This is a genomic window from Streptomyces sp. NPDC052107 (assembly GCF_040680215.1).
In the GTDB taxonomy this organism is placed as follows: Bacteria; Actinomycetota; Actinomycetes; order Streptomycetales; family Streptomycetaceae; genus Streptomyces.
Map to the genome: position 1 here is coordinate 188,597 of NZ_JBFAWG010000003.1, position 15,048 is coordinate 203,644.

Below are 15,048 nucleotides of genomic sequence, written 5' to 3' on the forward strand. Positions count from 1 at the left end.
GCGTGGCCGTGCGTTTGAGCGTTTCCGGGCCGGGCTAGGTTGAGGACCATGGCTTCCACGCAGGGTGCTGCCGAGAAGGCTCGGGTGCTGGTCGCGTCCAATCGCGGCCCGGTTTCGTACGAACTGCGCGAGGACGGCTCGCTGGCCGCCAAGCGCGGCGGCGGCGGGCTGGTGTCGGGGCTGTCGGCCATCGGGCCGAACGCCAACGCGGTCTGGGTGTGCGCCGCGCTGAGCGACACGGACCGGGAGGCGGTACGGCGCTCCCACAACGGGCGCCGGCTCTCGGTCGAGGCGACCGGCGGACAACTGGTGCGGATGCTCGACATCGACGCGACGGTGCACGCGGACGCCTACAACGGCATCGCCAACTCGGTGCTCTGGTTCGTCCACCACATGCTGTACCAGACCCCGCTGGAGCCGGTCTTCGACGCGGAGTTCCGGCGGCAGTGGGCGTCGTACGAGGCCTACAACCGGGCGTTCGCCGAGGCGCTGGCCGAGGAGGCGGCCGAGGGGGCGGCGGTCCTCGTCCAGGACTACCACCTGTGCCTGGTGCCGGGGATGCTCCGCGAGCTGCGCCCCGATGTGCGGATCGGGCACTTCTCGCACACGCCGTGGGCGCCCCGGGAGTACTTCGAGCTGCTTCCCGAGGACATCCGGGAGCAGCTGATGGCGGGCATGCTCGGGGCGGACCGGGTGGCGTTCCTGACCTGGCGGTGGGCGACGGCCTTCCAGAAGTGCGCGGAGGGTCTGGACCCCGAGCGTTACCGCGTGACCTGGCCGTCGGGTGCCCCCAGGACGATCGAACATCTGCGCAAGGGCCGGGAAACCCTGATCGGCGTGCACTCCCTCGGCGCCGACGCCGACTTCCTGCGGGTCCGCGCGCACCAGCCGGACGTCGAGGAGCGGATGGCGGCCCTGCGGGAGGAGATCGGCGAGGGTCGCAGGACCGTCGTCCGTGTCGACCGCACGGAGCTGTCCAAGAACATCGTGCGCGGCCTGCTGGCGTACCGGCAGCTGCTGGAGGAGCACCCCGAGTGGCGGGAGCGGGTGGTGCATCTCGCGTTCGCGTATCCGTCGCGGCAGGACCTCATCGTGTACCGGGAGTACACCGCCGCGGTCCAGCGGGTGGCCGAGGAGATCAACTCGGCCTTCGGTACGGCTGGTTGGACGCCGGTCGTCCTGCACGTCAAGGACGACTTCGCACGCTCCCTGGCCGCGTACCGGCTCGCCGACGTGGCGCTGGTCAACCCCATCCGGGACGGTATGAATCTGGTCGCCAAGGAGGTACCGGTCGTCTCCGACCAGGGGTGTGCGCTGGTGCTGTCGCGGGAGGCCGGGGCGTACGAGGAACTGCGCGCCAACGCGTTCGTGGTGAACCCCTACGACGTGCTGGAGACCGGGCGGGCCCTGCACGAGGCGCTGTCCCTGCCGCCGGAGGAGCGGGCGGACCGCACCAAGAGGCTGGCCGCGGCGGCCACCGCGCTTCCCCCGGCCCAGTGGTTCCTGGATCAGCTGCAGGCGCTGGAGGAGCTTCAGTCCAGCTGAGCGGCGAGGGTCCGCAGCAGGTGTACGACACCGGCCGGGCCGTCGACCACCATGTCCGCCCGTTCCGCCAGCTCCGTGACCTCCGTGCTGCCGCTGCAGACCAGGAGGCCGGGGACGCCGTCGGCGCGGAGTTCGTCGACGGCGTCGAAGGCGGGGAGGTCGCCGAGGTCGTCGCCGGCGTAGAGGACGGACTCGGCGCCGGTCCTGCGGACGTGGTCGGTGAGGGCCACGCCCTTGTCCATGCCGGGCGGGCGGAGCTCCAGGACCAGGCGGCCGGGTTCGACGATCAGGCCGTGGCGGGCGGCGAGGTCGGTGAGGGGGCCACGCAGGGCCGCGAACGCGGCCTGCGGGTCGTCGGCGCGGCGGGTGTGCACCGCGACCGCCCGGCCCTTCTCCTCGATCCAGGTGCCGTGCCAGGCGCCGGCGCGGTCCAGCACGCCCGGCAGCTCGGTGCGGGCCGCCGCGGCGCCGGGGTGCGGGGGCGGGGCGGTGACGGTGGCGGTGACGGCGTCCCAGCGTTCGGCGCCGTAGTGGCCGAGGACGGTGAGGTGCTCCAGGCCGGGGACGCCGCTGAAGCCGCCGTAGCGGACCGCGACGGCGGCGGGGCGGCCGGTGATCACGGCGACGGAGGCGACCTTGGGGGCCAGGGCGGCGAGTGCGGGTACGGCCTCGGGGTGGGCGCGGGCCTGCTCGGGGTCGGCGACGATGGGGGCCAGAGTGCCGTCGAAGTCCAGACCCACAGTCGCTGCGGACGGCTTCGCCAGGAGCGCGGCGAGGCCGTCCCGGCCGGGCTGGGTCCGCGGGGTCGGCAGAGGGTCCATACAGCGACACTATCCAGCGCGGGCCCAGAACACTCCTGGGGCTGCGCCCCTGGACCCCGTTTCCCACCCACCCGTCTCGGTCGGCTGGAAAGGCGCCCTGCCAGGCACACGCGCCGCGAGCCGCCACACGGGTGGGCGCAGCGGCGCCCTGCCTGCGCCGGTAAGCGCCCCACACCCGGCCAGAGGGTGCCTGCATCCCGAGCTCAGCGCTCCGTGCGCCGGGACTCCCGTACCCTCCGCAGGCGGTTCACCGTCACCGGGTCCGCCGCCAACGCTCTCTCGTCGTCCAGCAGCGCGTTCAGCAGCTGGTAGTAGCGGACCGGGGACAGGCCCAGTTCCTCGCGTATCGCTCGTTCCTTGGCGCCGGGGCCGGGAAAGCCGCGGCGCTCCAGCGCGAGGATGGCTTGTTCGCGGGGGGCGAGTTCCATGCAGTCACCGTAGCGGTGGGGTCTGACAGGGCCGCTCAGTTCTTCTCAGTTCTTCGCGCTGCTGTCCGCCGCCGTCGCCGTCGCCTGGAGGCGGGTCAGGACGCCGGCGGGGTCGCCGCCCGGGGCGACGGCCTGGCCGATGTTCTGCTTCACGGCCGCGCTGACCGACGCCCAGGTGGTCTTGCCGACGGGGTAGAGCTCGGAGGTGGCCAGCTGGTCGAGGAAGGGGTGCAGGGCCTTGTCGGGGGCGGAGTCCGACGCGCTCATCGCGTTGGACGCGGAGCCGGTGACCGGGAGGAGGCCGTACTCGCGGGAGAAGGCCAGGACGTTCTTCTCCGTGTAGACGAAGTCGAGGAAGTCGCCCATCTGGTCGCGGTGCCCGTTCTGTTTGAAGGCCATCATCCAGTCGGCGACGCCCATGGAGGCCCTGGCCGTGCCGGTGCGCCCCGGCATCGGGACCATGCCGAACTCCACGCCCTTCTTCTCGGCCTGCTGGATCAGCGTGGGGTGCCCGTTGAGCATGCCGACCTGACCGTCGGCGAAGGCGGCGAAGGCGGTCGCACGGTTGAGCTTGCCGGGCGCGACCGGCCCGGTCAGGCCCTTGTCGACCAGGTCGTCCTTGAGCCAGGTGAAGGTCTGGACGTTCGGCGCGGAGTCGATGGTGTAGGCGCCGATGTCGTCGGTGTAGCCGTTGCCGCCGTTACTGCCGTTGCTGCCGCTGAGCAGCCACTGCATGGTCTCGGCCTGGGCCTCCTCGGGGCCGAGCGGCAGCGCGAAGGGGTACTTCACGCCCTTATCCTTGAGCGCCTTGGCGTCGGCGGCCAGCTCGTCCCAGGTGGTGGGCGGGGTGATGCCGGCCTTGGCGAACAGGGTCTTGTTGTAGAAGAGCACGCGCGTGGAGGCGGCGAAGGGGATGCCGTACTGCGTGTGGTTCCACTGCCCGGCCTCGGTGAGCTGGGAGAGGAAGTCGGCCTGGGTCCGGATGGAGAGCAGGTCGGAGGCCGGGTAGAGCTTGCCGGCGGCCGCGTAGTCGGCGTAGGCGCCGATCTGGGCCAGGTCGGGGGCGTGGCCGGCGGCGACCATGTCCTTGACCTTGGCGTCGACGTCGTTCCAGGAGTACACGCTGACGTCGATCTTCACACCGGGGTGCTTGGACTCGTACTCCTTGGCCAGGGCGTCCCAGTACTTCTGGGAGCTGTTGGCGGCGGAATCGCCGTAGTCGGCGGCGACGAGTCTCAACGTGACGTCGGAGGAGCCCGTGCTCCCGCAGCCGCCGAGGACCATCGTCATGCCCAGTGCGGACACCACCGCGATCGTTCCTGCCGTACGCCGACGCACCCTCAAAGCCCCAACCCTGCTGTCTGACCGTTCAATATATGGACACATAAGGTCTACACCACGTGAGTGGACTAGACCTCTCGCGGGTGGGAGGGCCACACTAGGGCCCGTGGTGAGACATGTCATCGCCCTGGACGTGGGCGGTACCGGGATGAAGGCCGCCCTCGTCGGTGACGACGGCGAGCTGCTGCACCGTGCCCGCCGCGCCACCGGACGCGAGCGCGGTCCGGACGCGGTGGTCGCGACGATCCTCGACTTCGCCGCCGAGCTGCACGCGTACGGCGTGGAGCGCTACGGCGAGGCCGCCGCCGCTGCCGGCATCGCGGTCCCCGGCATCGTCGACGAGCAGCAGGGCATCGCCTCCTACGCCGCCAACCTCGGCTGGCGGGACGTACCCCTGCGCGCGCTGCTCACGCAGCGGCTCGGCATCCCCGTCGCCCTCGGCCACGACGTGCGCACCGGCGGTCTCGCCGAGGGCCGGATCGGCGCGGGCAAGGGCGCCGACCGGTTCCTGTTCGTGCCGCTCGGCACCGGGATCGCGGGCGCCATCGGCATCGACGGCCGGGTGGAGGCGGGCGCGCACGGCTTCGCGGGCGAGATCGGCCACGTGGTCGTACGGCCCGGCGGGATCGTGTGTCCCTGTGGGCAGCACGGCTGCCTGGAGCGGTACGCCTCCGCGTCCGCCGTCAGCGAGGCCTGGGCGGCGGCCTGCGGGGACCCGGGCGCGGACGCCGCCGACTGCGCCGAGGCCGTCGTGTCCGGCGACCCGAACGCCGTCCGCGTGTGGCAGGAGGCGGTCGACGCGCTCGCCGACGGCCTGGTCACCGCGCTCACCCTGCTGGACCCGCGCACCCTGATCATCGGTGGCGGCCTCGCCGAGGCGGGGGAAGTGTTGTTCCAGCCCCTGCGGGACGCCGTCCGGCGCCGGGTCACCTTCCAGAAACTGCCCAGCGTCGTCCCGGCCGCGCTCGGGGACACGGCCGGCTGCCTGGGCGCGGGCCTGCTCGCCCGGGATCTCCTCGACACCGCCGGCCCCGTCCGCACCGACCCCGACCCCGACCCCACCGACCCCTCGGAGGTAACTGCCTGATGGCTCCCAGCTTGGTTCTCGCAGGTGCTCGGGTGGTGCTGCCCAGCGGGGTCCTGGACGACGGGCGTGTGGTCGTCGAGGGTACGAGGATCGCCGCCGCCGCTCCCGGAGACGCCGAGGTGATCGACGTGACCGGCCACTGGCTGGTACCGGGGTTCGTGGACATCCACAACCACGGTGGCGGCGGTGCGTCCTTCTCCGGTAGCGCCGAGCAGATCCTCACCGCGGTCCGCACGCACCGCCTGCACGGCACCACCACCCTGGTGGCCTCCACCGTCACCGACGAGATGGACCTGCTGGCCCGCCAGGCCGGGCTGCTGAGCGAGCTGGCCGAGCAGGGGGAGATCGCCGGTATCCACTTCGAGGGGCCGTTCATCTCGCCGTGCCGCAAGGGCGCGCACTCCGAGGAACTGCTGCTCGACCCGGACCCGGCCGAGGTCCGCAAGCTGATCGACGCGGCGCGCGGCAAGGCGAAGATGGTCACGCTCGCGGCGGAGCTGCCGGGCGGCATCGACTCCGTGCGGCTGCTCGCCGAGCACGGCGTCGTCGCGGCGATCGGGCACACGGACGCCACGTACGAGCAGACGGTCGAGGCCATCGACGCGGGCGCCACGGTCGCCACCCACCTGTTCAACGCGATGCCGACCCTGAACCACCGGGCGCCGGGCCCCATCGCCGCCCTGCTGGAGGACGAGCGGGTCACGGTCGAGCTGATCAACGACGGCACGCATCTCCACCCGGCCGCGCTGGAGCTGGCCTTCCACCGCGCGGGGGCGGAGCGGGTCGCGTTCATCACGGACGCGATGGACGCGGCCGGCATCGGCGACGGGCGTTACATGCTGGGCCCCCTGGAGGTCGAGGTCAGCGAGGGGGTGGCCCGGCTGGTGGAGGGCGGCTCGATCGCGGGCTCCACGCTCACCCTGGACCGCGCGTTCAAGCGGGCGGTGACCGTGGATCAGTTGTCGGTCGAGGACGCCGTACAGGCCCTGTCGGTCAACCCGGCCCGTCTCCTGGGGCTCTCCGACCGCATCGGCTCGCTGGAGCCGGGCAAGGACGCCGACCTGCTGGTGCTGGACACGGACTTCGACCTCAAGGGCGTGATGCGGCAGGGCGAGTGGGTGGTGATCCCACCCCAACTGGCCTGATCTGCCCCTCTTTTCCGTGGACGGCGGCCGACTCGTGACTGGGCCGACCGCCGTCTGTTTGGCATGATCGTGCCCCCGGACACCGATGACAGGCGCATGGACTTCGAGGGAGGTCGGCCCGGGTGATCCTCACGGTCACACTGAACACCGCTCTCGACCTCACCTATCGCGTGCGGTCGCTACGGCCGCACGCCTCGCACCGGGTCTCGGAGGTCATCGAGAGGCCCGGCGGCAAGGGCGTGAACGTGGCCCGGGTGCTCGCCGCGCTCGGGCACGAGGTGACGGTCACGGGGTTCGCGGGCGGCGACACCGGGCGGGCGATACGCGACCGGCTGGCCGACGTGCCCGGCCTGACGGACGCGCTGGTCCCGGTCGCCGGGGCGAGTCGGCGCACGATCGCCGTCGTGGACGAACTGTCGGGTGACACGACCCAGTTGAACGAGCCCGGCCCACAGATAGCGCCGACCGAGTGGGGCTCCTTCCTCGACCGCTACGAGGAACTGCTGCCGTCCTCCTCGGCGGTGGCCCTGTGCGGCAGCCTGCCGCCGGGCGTGCCGGTCGGCGCGTATGCGAACCTCGTCCGCGCGGCCCGCTCCGCCGGCGTCCCCGTCCTCCTGGACACAAGCGGCGAACCACTGCGCCGCGGGGTCGCCGCCCGCCCCGGCCTCATCAAACCCAACGCCGACGAACTGGCCGAACTCACCGGCTCCCACGAGCCATTGCGGGCCACCCAGGACGCCCGCCGCCGCGGCGCCCACGCGGTGGTCGCCTCCTTCGGCGCGAACGGCCTCCTGGCCGTCACCCCCGAGGGCCGCTGGCGCGCCGCCCCACCGTCCCGCATCCCCGGCAATCCGACGGGCGCGGGCGACTCGGCGGTCGCCGGCCTCCTGTCGGGCCTCGTCGAACAACTCCCCTGGCCGGACCGCCTGACCCGCGCGGTCGCCTTGTCGGCGGCGACCGTACGAGCCCGTGCCGCCGGCGAGTTCGACCCGGCGGTGTACGAGGAGCTGCGTGGAGGGGTGGCGGTGACCGGGGTGGTCAGCGCGGCTTAGCCTTTCAGCGTGTGCTCCCCCTTCTCGAGCCAAAACTGGTCGATCAGCGCGTTGCACTGGTCACCGGGCTGGCAGGAGATGGAGATCGTGTTGGGACCCTGGTTGAGGGTGGGATACACGTAGGTTGTGGTCCAGCCATTGACGTAATCGCCGTCCTTGGCGTGGGTGTAGTTCTTCAACGGCAGCCCGGTGGCGAACGGCTTGCCGTTGATGCTCACCGTCATCTTCTGGTCCGGGCCGGCCACGCTGAAGTGTACGAACAGGGTGTACTCGCCGGCCGAGGGGACATTGTTGACGGTCCAGGTGATCGAGGAACCGGCCGCGTTCAGGCCGCCCACGTAAGAACCGTCCGCGCTCTGCGCACCCTTGACGTCCGAGGTCTTCGTCGCACCGCCGGCAAGTTGAACGCCGCTGGCGGTCGCGTCGGTCTTCAGCTCGCCGCTCTCCGCCGAGATGCTGCTGGACGGGCTCGGGACGTGGCTCTGGGACTGGGTCGGAGTCGTGTTGGCCTGGTTGTCGGTCTTCTTGTCGTCGTTGCCGTTGAGCATCGCGACGCTGATGCCGATCACGACCGCCGCGACCACCGCGATCGCGCCGATCAGCAGGCCCTTGGTGTTCGGGCCACGGTGGCCGGGGGCGGGCGGCGCGGAGCGGGGGCTGCTCGGCGGGGGGCCGCCGGGGAGGGTCTCGGGGGCCTGGTAGTAGGCGTTCGGCTGGCCGTAGCCGCCCTGCTGCTGCGGCACGCCCTGGCCGTAGGTGGCCTGCTGCTGGCCGTACTGGCGTTCGCCGACCGCCCGCACCCTGCTGACCGAGTTCGGGTAGCCGTAACCGCCGGACGGCGGCTGGGCCCCTCTGGCCTGACCGTCGGCGTACAGATAGCCGAACGGGTCGTCGTCCTCGGGCGTGCTCGGGCCGTTTTCGCCGGGCGTCATCCCTTGGTCTCCTCAGCGGGTGCGGGTGGATGCGATACAGGTCTGGAAAGGCGAGCCTACCCGGTCTGGCTGAACCAAACGGGTGACTCGCACCGCATCAACTCGCTGACCTGGGGATCATCCGGCGCGTCGGTGCTGTTTGGGACGAGATCGTTTCTCTACGTACATCCGCTCGTCAGCGGACTTCAACACTTCGTCCGCAGTCATGCCGCAGTGTGCCCACCCGATGCCGAAGCTCGCGCCCACCCGGACGGCCCGGCCCTCGGCCCGGATCGGCTGGATGATCTCGTTGCGCAGCCGTACGGCGAGGTCCTGGGCGTCGGCCCGGCCGAGGCCGTCGGCGAGGATCACGAACTCGTCGCCGCCGAGGCGGGCGACCGTGTCGCCGTCCCGGACCCCGCGGGACAGGCGCCGGGCCACCTCGATGAGGACCGCGTCGCCCGCGTTGTGCCCGAAGCGGTCGTTGATCGACTTGAATCCGTCGAGGTCGCAGAAGAGCACCGCGAGGCCCTTGGTGCTGTCGTCGCGGTCGTCCTCGGGGGCGACGGTGTGGACGTGGTGGTCGAAGGTGTCGTACGCCTCCGCGCCCGGCCGGAAGTCGAAGCCGTGGCTCGCGGGGGCGTCGAAGGCGGGGTGGCCGTAGGCCGCGTCCAGCGACTCCAGATCGCCGGTGTGGGCCGGGCGCCGGCACAGCCGGGCCGCGAGGCGCGAACGCAGCTCGGCGGAGTTCGGCAGGCCGGTGAGCGAGTCGTGGGAGGCGCGGTGGGCGAGCTGCAGCTCGCGGCGCTTGCGTTCCTCTATGTCCTCGACGTGGGTCAGGAGGAAACGGGGGCCGTCGGCGGCGTCGGCGACGACGCTGTTGCGCAGGCTCACCCAGACGTAGGTGCCGTCGCGACGGCCGAGGCGCAGCTCCGCACGGCCGCCCTCCGCCGAGGTCCGCAGCAGCGTGCCGATGTCCTCGGGGTGGACGAGGTCGGAGAAGGAGTAGCGGCGCATCGCGGAGGCCGGGCGGCCCAGCAGGCGGCACAGGGCGTCGTTGGTGCGCAGGATTCGGCCGTGCTGGTCGCCGCCCATCTCGGCGATGGCCATGCCGGAGGGGGCGTACTCGAAGGCCTGCCTGAAGCTTTCCTCACTCGCCCGCAGCGCCTGCTGCTCGCGCTCCAGGCGGACCAGGGCGCGCTGCATGTTGGCGCGCAGCCGGGCGTTGCTGATCGCGATGGCGGCCTGGAAGGCGTACATCTGCAGGGCCTCGCGGCCCCAGGCGCCGGGGTGGCGGCCGTTGCGCGGCCGGTCGACGGAGATGACCCCGAGCAGCTCGCCGCAGGAGCCGCCCGAGACGCCCGGCGTGTACATGGGGGCGAAGAGGCGGTCGGATGGGTGCCACTCGTCCTCGAAGCGCGGCGCGGGCCCGTCCGTGAACCACTGGGGTACGTCGTCGTCGTCCAGCACCCAGCCCTCGGTGTGCGGTATGAAGACCAGGTCGCCCCAGCGCTCGCCCATGTTCAGCCGCCGGTCCCAGGACTCGCGGGAGCCGACCCGGCCGGTGATCAGGGCCTCGGCGGCGGAGTTCCCGGCGAACGCGGCGACGACGAGATCGCCGTCGGGGCGCACGAGGTTCACGCACGCCATCTCGTACCCGAGGGCGGTCACGGCGCCGTCGGCGACCGTCTGCAGCGTGTCCGCCAGGCTGCGTGCCGTGTTCATGTCGGCCATGACCTGGTGCAGCTGCCGCAGGGACGCAAGACGGACGTACGGCTCCGACTCGGTCTCCATGCTCGCCCTCCCCCGAGACCTCGCAGCGAATCAAGGGTTGTCTTCGGCGCTTCTTAAGGGTGCCTCTTACGGTGCGTTTCAGTTTCCCCGCCACTGAATCACAGCGCGCTGCCCACTCGGTACACAGGGTCAACAATTCCTGCCCCTTGTGACTCAAGTCACAGGCGAACATGAACAATTGAGTGGAGTTTCCGCGTTTTCCGCGTGCGTTTACTGAACGCAATCTTTTGGGGTCTGTTCACATGATGCACACAACGGGTCCTCCGTTGGTCCTAGGACCCGGCTCGGGCGGAGGCCCGATGCGGCCCGTGCGGGGCGGAGACTAGCGTTTCGGGCGTGCTGAAGACTCCCTCACCCACCGCCCCCGCCGCTTCCGGGCATGCTGAGGGGGTGAGCAACGACGAGTTCCGGGCCGCGATGTCCCGGCTGGCCGCCGGAGTGGTCCTGGTGACCGCGCAGGAGCCGCCGCTGGACCCCGACGACCCGGACGCGCCGGGCATGGAGGACGTCGGCATGACCGCCACCGCCTTCATGTCCGTCTCCCTCGACCCGCCGCTGGTCCTGGTCAGCCTGCGCACGGGCGCCCGCATGGACGACCTGCTGGACGAACAGCCCCTGTGGGCGGTGTCGGTCCTCACCGAGAGCCAGCGGCACATCGCGGGCCGCTTCGCCATGAGGGGCCGCATCAGCGACCGGCTGCTCTTCGAGGACATCCCCTACTTCCGCGGCGAGGCCACCGGCGCCCCGCTGGTGGGCGGCGCGCTGGCCACGCTGGAGTGCCGCACCGAGCAGCGGGTGACGGCCGGTGACCACACCCTCGTCATCGGCTGCGTCCTGACCGCGCGCGTCCCGAGCGCGGAGGGCGGTCCGCTGCTGTATTTCCGGGGCCGTTACCGGCAGTTGGGGTGACCCCGATAATGCGTGGCCCGGCGGCGGCCGACACGCTTAGCGTGCCCGGATGACCCTGCACCTGGAAGAGATCACCCCCCGGAACTTCGAGACCGCGATCGGCATCCGCATCCGCCGCGACCAGGAGCACGCGGTCGAGCCCGTGGTGAAGTCCCTCGCCGAGGCGTACGTCCACCCCGCCGGCGTCGCCTGGCCCCGCCTGATCGTCGACGGCGACCGCCCGGTCGGCTTCCTGATGGCCTTCTTCGACATCGACTGGCACGGAGACGGCAGCGTGCACCGCTCCGGGCTGTGGCGGCTGAACATCGCGGCGGAGGAACAGGGCCGGGGCTACGGCCACTTCGCCGTCGACTCGGTCGCCGCCGAGATCCGCCGCCGCGGCGGCAAGGAGCTGTACGTCACCTGGCACCCCGGCCCGGACGGCCCCGAGGACTTCTACCTCCGCCTGGGTTTCCGCAAGAACGGGGAGACGAGCGGGGGACAGACGGTGGGGGTGCTGGACCTCTGGTGACGCCCGGCGGCTCGGCTACACCGGCTCGATGCCCAGCTCCGACAGGTCCTCCGGGTTCGTCAGGATGTCGATGGTCGTGATGCGGTCGGCGGCGAAGGCGAACGTCAGGACACGCTCCACGCGACCCTCGGCGTACACGACCAGCCCCGTCGCCCCGTCGACCAGCGCGGGACGCGCCACGCGTGCCAGACGGGCGAAGCTCTTCGCACCGGAGGCGACCCCCACCGCACCGGCGGTCACACCACCCTCGCCGCGCGCCACCACGTCCGGGTCGAGCACCTCCAGCAAGCCGTCGAAGTCCCCCTCCCGCGCGGCCGCCAGGAAGGCGTCGACCACCTCCCGCTGCCGTACCAGGTCGGACTCCGGAGCCTCCGCGCCGCGCACCCGGCGCCGGGCCCGGCTGGCCAGTTGCCGCGCGGCGGCCGGGCTCCGCCCGAGGATCCCGCCGACCTCCTCGAACGGCACCCCGAACAGATCGTGCAGCACGAACGCCAGCCGCTCGGCCGGCGAGAGCGTGTCGAGGACGACCAGGAGCGCTACCCCGACCGAGTCCGCGAGCACGGCGTCCTGTGCCGGGTCCGGCTCGGCGGAGGCTCCGGGACGCCAGGTGTCCAGCGGCTCCTCCCCGCGTGAGCGGCGGGAGCGGAGCATGTCGAGGCAGACCCGGCCGACGACGGTCGTCAGCCAGCCCCCGAGGTTGTCCACCGCACGCGTGTCGGTCCGGCTCAGCCGGAACCACGCCTCCTGCACCGCGTCCTCGGCCTCCGCGGCCGAGCCCAGCATCCGGTAGGCGACGGCCCGCAGATGCCCCCGGTACGCCTCGAACCGCTCGGCGAGGAACTGGTCGTCGCGGTGCTGCCGCTCGTTGTCGCTCATCGGGTGCCCGGCCTCTCCGTCGCCTGGTGGTCCGCTACCTCACTGACCCGCTGACTCACTGACGAACGGCAGGCCACGGATGTGACGGCTCACGGGCGCGACGGCGGGCCGTACGGGTGACGGGCGCGGCCCTGCGCCCGCCGGGCTCACGCCCAGTCCCGGCCCGAGCGGCCGCGCTTCGTGTCCGAGCGCTGCTTCTTCTCCCGCAGCCGGCGTTCATTGATGCCGCGCGGGATCCGGGTCGGCCTGCGCGGCTTGGGCGGGGGCGCGCTCGCCTCCGCGAGAAGGGAGGCCAGGCGTACGGCGGCGGTCTCGCGGTTGCGCCACTGGGAGCGGTGCTCGGACGCCCGTACGGTCACCACGCCGTCGACGAGCCGGCCCGCGAGCCGCTGCAGCGCCCGCTCCTTCCAGACCGCGGGCAGCGCCTCGGTGCGGGCGAGGTCGAAGCGCAGCTCCACCTGCGAGTCACTGGTGTTGACGTGCTGTCCGCCGGGCCCGGACGACCTGGAGAAACGCCACATCAGCTCGGCCTCGGGAAGGGATACGGAGCCGCGAATGACGTAAGGACCGGACATGCCCTCCATGTTCCCGGCCGTGCCCGGTCCACGTCACCTGGATTTCCGGGCCCGGATCTCCCACTCGGTAAAAAAGGTAAAGGGGATCCGGAACCACCGGGACCCCCTCGACGTTCTTCCCGGTGACGGTAGCTTCAAGGGCACTGCACCACACATATCCAAGGGAAGGGACTCCCAACATGGCTGTAAGCCTGTCCAAGGGTGGCAACGTCTCGCTCACCAAGGAGGCTCCGGGCCTGACCGCCGTCACCGTGGGCCTCGGCTGGGACGTCCGCACCACCACCGGCACGGACTTCGACCTGGACGCCTCCGCCATCGCGGTCAACGGCCAGGGCAAGGTCTACTCGGACGCTCACTTCGTCTTCTTCAACAACAAGCAGACCCCGGACAACTCGATCGTCCACACCGGCGACAACCGCACGGGCGAGGGCGCCGGCGACGACGAGGCGATCAACGTCAACCTGGCCGCGCTCCCGGCCGACATCGACAAGATCGTCTTCCCGGTCTCCATCTACGACGCCGAGAACCGCGGCCAGAACTTCGGCCAGGTCCGCAACGCCTACATCCGCATCGTCAACCAGGCCGGTGGCGCCGAGATCGCCCGCTACGACCTCTCCGAGGACGCCGCCACCGAGACGGCCATGGTCTTCGGCGAGCTGTACCGCAACGGCGCGGAGTGGAAGTTCCGCGCGGTGGGACAGGGTTACGCCTCGGGCCTGGTCGGCATCGCCCAGGACTTCGGTGTGAACGTCTGACGGACGCCGGGCGCTGCGCTGAGCTTCGGCCGCCATCCGGGGGCGGCGGTGCCGGGCCCGAGCCGGGAAGAACGCGGCGCAGCGGCGGGCAGAGGCCTTCGGTCGCCGAGCCTCCGGTTGTGGTGAGCGGCAGCCTCCGGCCGCGGTGGACCAGCTGCCGGAGGCTGCCCGACCGTCCCGGTCGGCGGCTCCCGCACCGATGCGAGCCCTCCGGACGCCCAGGACCCCGGGGCTTCCGTCTTCCCGGTGGCAAAAAACCGGGGTGGGCTGCGACTCCTCGGGGATAGCTTGCCGCTGTGATCCTCGAACCTCTCTCCCCCGGCCGGGACTTGCCGCCGCCGCTGCTGGCAGAGCTCACCGCGCTCTACGCGTCCAACCGCGAGTTCCACCGGCTCAGCGGCGACTTCCCCGACCCGGACGACGTACGTCCCGAGCAGGTCGCGGCCGCGCTCGCCGAGGACCTGGCCGTGCCGGGCGCCGAGGTGCTGCTCGCCCGGACGGAGGAGGGACGGCTCGTCGGGCTCGCGGGCACGCTCGCCCATCACCCCGACCCCGCCGACCCGGATCCGTGGATAGGGCTGCTGATGGTGGACGCGGCCGAGCAGGGGAAGGGTTACGGCCGGGCCGTCGCGGAACTCGTCGCGGACCGTTTCCGCGCACAGGGCCGCCGCAGTGCCGTGCGGCTCGCCGTCCTCGCCAACAACCCCAAGGCCCTGGCCTTCTGGACCGCCCTCGGCTACGAGCTGATCGACCACCGCCCCGACCGTGCCCTCGGCCGCCCCTGCGCGGTGCTGCGCAAGGTGCTCGGCGAGCAGTCGCGCACACCGAGAAAGGCGGCCCGGATCGCCGTGGTGGCGCCGGACGGCGCGGTGCTTCTCTTCCGGTACGACAACATCGAGGTCGGCGTCCACTGGGCGCTGCCCGGCGGTGGCCTGGAGCCCGGCGAGTCCCCGCGCGAGGGCGCCCTGCGGGAGCTGGCCGAGGAGACCGGCTGGACCGACCTGGAGCCGGGCCCGCTGCTGTGCACCTGGGAACACGACTTCACCCTCCGCCACTCTCGGCCTCGCTCGAGCGGGGGGACCCCCATCGGCATCCCCGTCCGCCAGCACGAGCACGTCCATGTCACCCGTGGCCCGCGCCGGGACCCGGCCGGCCCCCAACTCGCCGCCGCGCACGCCGCCGACGGCATCCTCGCCTGGCGCTGGTGGACGCGGCGGGAGCTGGCCGAGGCACCCGAGCCGGTGTGGCCGCCGGGGCTCTCGGGACTGCTGGAGGTGTGGGAGGACTGACCCGGCGTG

General features: G+C 71.9%; 15 protein-coding genes. 8 read left to right on the top strand and 7 right to left on the bottom strand.

Annotated elements, in window-relative coordinates; translation table 11 throughout:
• The first annotated feature begins 48 nt into the window (after positions 1-48).
• Entirely contained in the window at positions 49-1,545 is a 1,497-nt protein-coding gene (locus tag AB0M27_RS04645; protein WP_365717880.1) for a trehalose-6-phosphate synthase, read from the top strand.
• On the opposite strand, the gene otsB is transcribed toward AB0M27_RS04645, so the two are convergent.
• The 3 genes from otsB to AB0M27_RS04660 all read right to left on the bottom strand — a co-directional run bounded on the left by otsB (position 1,533) and on the right by AB0M27_RS04660 (position 4,102).
• Positions 1,533-2,366, bottom strand: a complete 834-nt coding sequence (gene otsB / locus AB0M27_RS04650) for a trehalose-phosphatase (protein WP_365717882.1) — start codon at positions 2,364-2,366, stop codon at positions 1,533-1,535. The genes AB0M27_RS04645 and otsB overlap by 13 nt on opposite strands.
• Positions 2,367-2,569: 203 nt before the next feature.
• Positions 2,570-2,794, bottom strand: a complete 225-nt coding sequence (locus AB0M27_RS04655) for a DUF3263 domain-containing protein (protein WP_365717884.1) — start codon at positions 2,792-2,794, stop codon at positions 2,570-2,572.
• A gap of 45 nt (positions 2,795-2,839) precedes the next feature.
• Positions 2,840-4,102 (bottom strand): extracellular solute-binding protein, encoded by a 1,263-nt coding sequence (locus AB0M27_RS04660; RefSeq protein WP_365717886.1) that lies wholly within the window; start codon positions 4,100-4,102, stop codon positions 2,840-2,842.
• A gap of 142 nt (positions 4,103-4,244) precedes the next feature.
• Between AB0M27_RS04660 and AB0M27_RS04665 the strand changes: the two genes are divergently transcribed.
• From AB0M27_RS04665 to AB0M27_RS04675, 3 genes are all read left to right on the top strand, one after another.
• Complete coding sequence (locus AB0M27_RS04665; RefSeq protein WP_365718191.1) at positions 4,245-5,222, top strand: ROK family protein; 978 nt, start codon at positions 4,245-4,247, stop codon at positions 5,220-5,222.
• Entirely contained in the window at positions 5,222-6,367 is a 1,146-nt protein-coding gene (nagA, locus tag AB0M27_RS04670) for an N-acetylglucosamine-6-phosphate deacetylase (protein WP_365717888.1), read from the top strand. The genes AB0M27_RS04665 and nagA overlap by 1 nt, the downstream gene beginning before the upstream one ends.
• Before the next feature lie 122 nt (positions 6,368-6,489).
• Entirely contained in the window at positions 6,490-7,419 is a 930-nt protein-coding gene (locus AB0M27_RS04675) for a 1-phosphofructokinase family hexose kinase (protein WP_365717890.1), read from the top strand.
• On the opposite strand, the gene AB0M27_RS04680 is transcribed toward AB0M27_RS04675, so the two are convergent.
• Positions 7,416-8,351, bottom strand: coding sequence for a carbohydrate-binding protein (locus AB0M27_RS04680; protein ID WP_365717892.1), 936 nt, complete (start codon positions 8,349-8,351; stop codon positions 7,416-7,418). The genes AB0M27_RS04675 and AB0M27_RS04680 overlap by 4 nt on opposite strands.
• 117 nt (positions 8,352-8,468) lie before the next feature.
• Entirely contained in the window at positions 8,469-10,124 is a 1,656-nt protein-coding gene (gene cdgB, locus AB0M27_RS04685) for a diguanylate cyclase CdgB (protein ID WP_365717894.1), read from the bottom strand.
• Between the two features lie 336 nt (positions 10,125-10,460).
• On the opposite strand from cdgB, the gene AB0M27_RS04690 reads away from it, so the two are divergent.
• The gene (locus tag AB0M27_RS04690; RefSeq protein ID WP_365717897.1) at positions 10,461-11,033 is read left to right on the top strand and encodes a flavin reductase family protein; all 573 of its coding nucleotides are present in this window, start codon (positions 10,461-10,463) and stop codon (positions 11,031-11,033) included.
• 49 nt (positions 11,034-11,082) lie between these two features.
• Positions 11,083-11,544 carry a GNAT family N-acetyltransferase gene (locus AB0M27_RS04695; protein ID WP_365717899.1) on the top strand — a complete coding sequence of 154 codons (462 nt, stop codon included), beginning with the start codon at positions 11,083-11,085 and terminating at the stop codon, positions 11,542-11,544.
• A 15-nt stretch (positions 11,545-11,559) separates the two neighbouring features.
• Here the strand turns inward: AB0M27_RS04695 and AB0M27_RS04700 are convergent, their stop codons facing one another.
• Entirely contained in the window at positions 11,560-12,420 is an 861-nt protein-coding gene (locus AB0M27_RS04700) for a sigma-70 family RNA polymerase sigma factor (protein WP_365717901.1), read from the bottom strand.
• A 146-nt stretch (positions 12,421-12,566) separates the two neighbouring features.
• Complete coding sequence (gene arfB / locus AB0M27_RS04705; protein ID WP_365717903.1) at positions 12,567-13,004, bottom strand: alternative ribosome rescue aminoacyl-tRNA hydrolase ArfB; 438 nt, start codon at positions 13,002-13,004, stop codon at positions 12,567-12,569.
• A gap of 170 nt (positions 13,005-13,174) precedes the next feature.
• On the opposite strand from arfB, the gene AB0M27_RS04710 reads away from it, so the two are divergent.
• Positions 13,175-13,750: a TerD family protein gene (locus AB0M27_RS04710; protein ID WP_031170907.1), complete on the top strand. Its 576-nt coding sequence runs from the start codon at positions 13,175-13,177 to the stop codon at positions 13,748-13,750.
• Positions 13,751-14,046: 296 nt separating this feature from the next.
• Positions 14,047-15,039, top strand: coding sequence for a bifunctional GNAT family N-acetyltransferase/NUDIX hydrolase (locus tag AB0M27_RS04715; protein ID WP_365717905.1), 993 nt, complete (start codon positions 14,047-14,049; stop codon positions 15,037-15,039).
• The last annotated feature ends 9 nt before the right edge of the window (positions 15,040-15,048 follow it).

Coding starts and splice junctions, on each gene's coding strand:
- AB0M27_RS04645 (WP_365717880.1), top strand. CDS start 49: ATGGCTTCCACGCAGGGTGCTGCCGAGAAGGCTCGGGTGCTGGTCGCG.
- otsB (WP_365717882.1), bottom strand. CDS start 2,366: ATGGACCCTCTGCCGACCCCGCGGACCCAGCCCGGCCGGGACGGCCTC.
- AB0M27_RS04655 (WP_365717884.1), bottom strand. CDS start 2,794: ATGGAACTCGCCCCCCGCGAACAAGCCATCCTCGCGCTGGAGCGCCGC.
- nagA (WP_365717888.1), top strand. CDS start 5,222: ATGGCTCCCAGCTTGGTTCTCGCAGGTGCTCGGGTGGTGCTGCCCAGC.
- AB0M27_RS04680 (WP_365717892.1), bottom strand. CDS start 8,351: ATGACGCCCGGCGAAAACGGCCCGAGCACGCCCGAGGACGACGACCCG.
- cdgB (WP_365717894.1), bottom strand. CDS start 10,124: ATGGAGACCGAGTCGGAGCCGTACGTCCGTCTTGCGTCCCTGCGGCAG.
- AB0M27_RS04695 (WP_365717899.1), top strand. CDS start 11,083: ATGACCCTGCACCTGGAAGAGATCACCCCCCGGAACTTCGAGACCGCG.
- AB0M27_RS04700 (WP_365717901.1), bottom strand. CDS start 12,420: ATGAGCGACAACGAGCGGCAGCACCGCGACGACCAGTTCCTCGCCGAG.
- arfB (WP_365717903.1), bottom strand. CDS start 13,004: ATGGAGGGCATGTCCGGTCCTTACGTCATTCGCGGCTCCGTATCCCTT.
- AB0M27_RS04710 (WP_031170907.1), top strand. CDS start 13,175: ATGGCTGTAAGCCTGTCCAAGGGTGGCAACGTCTCGCTCACCAAGGAG.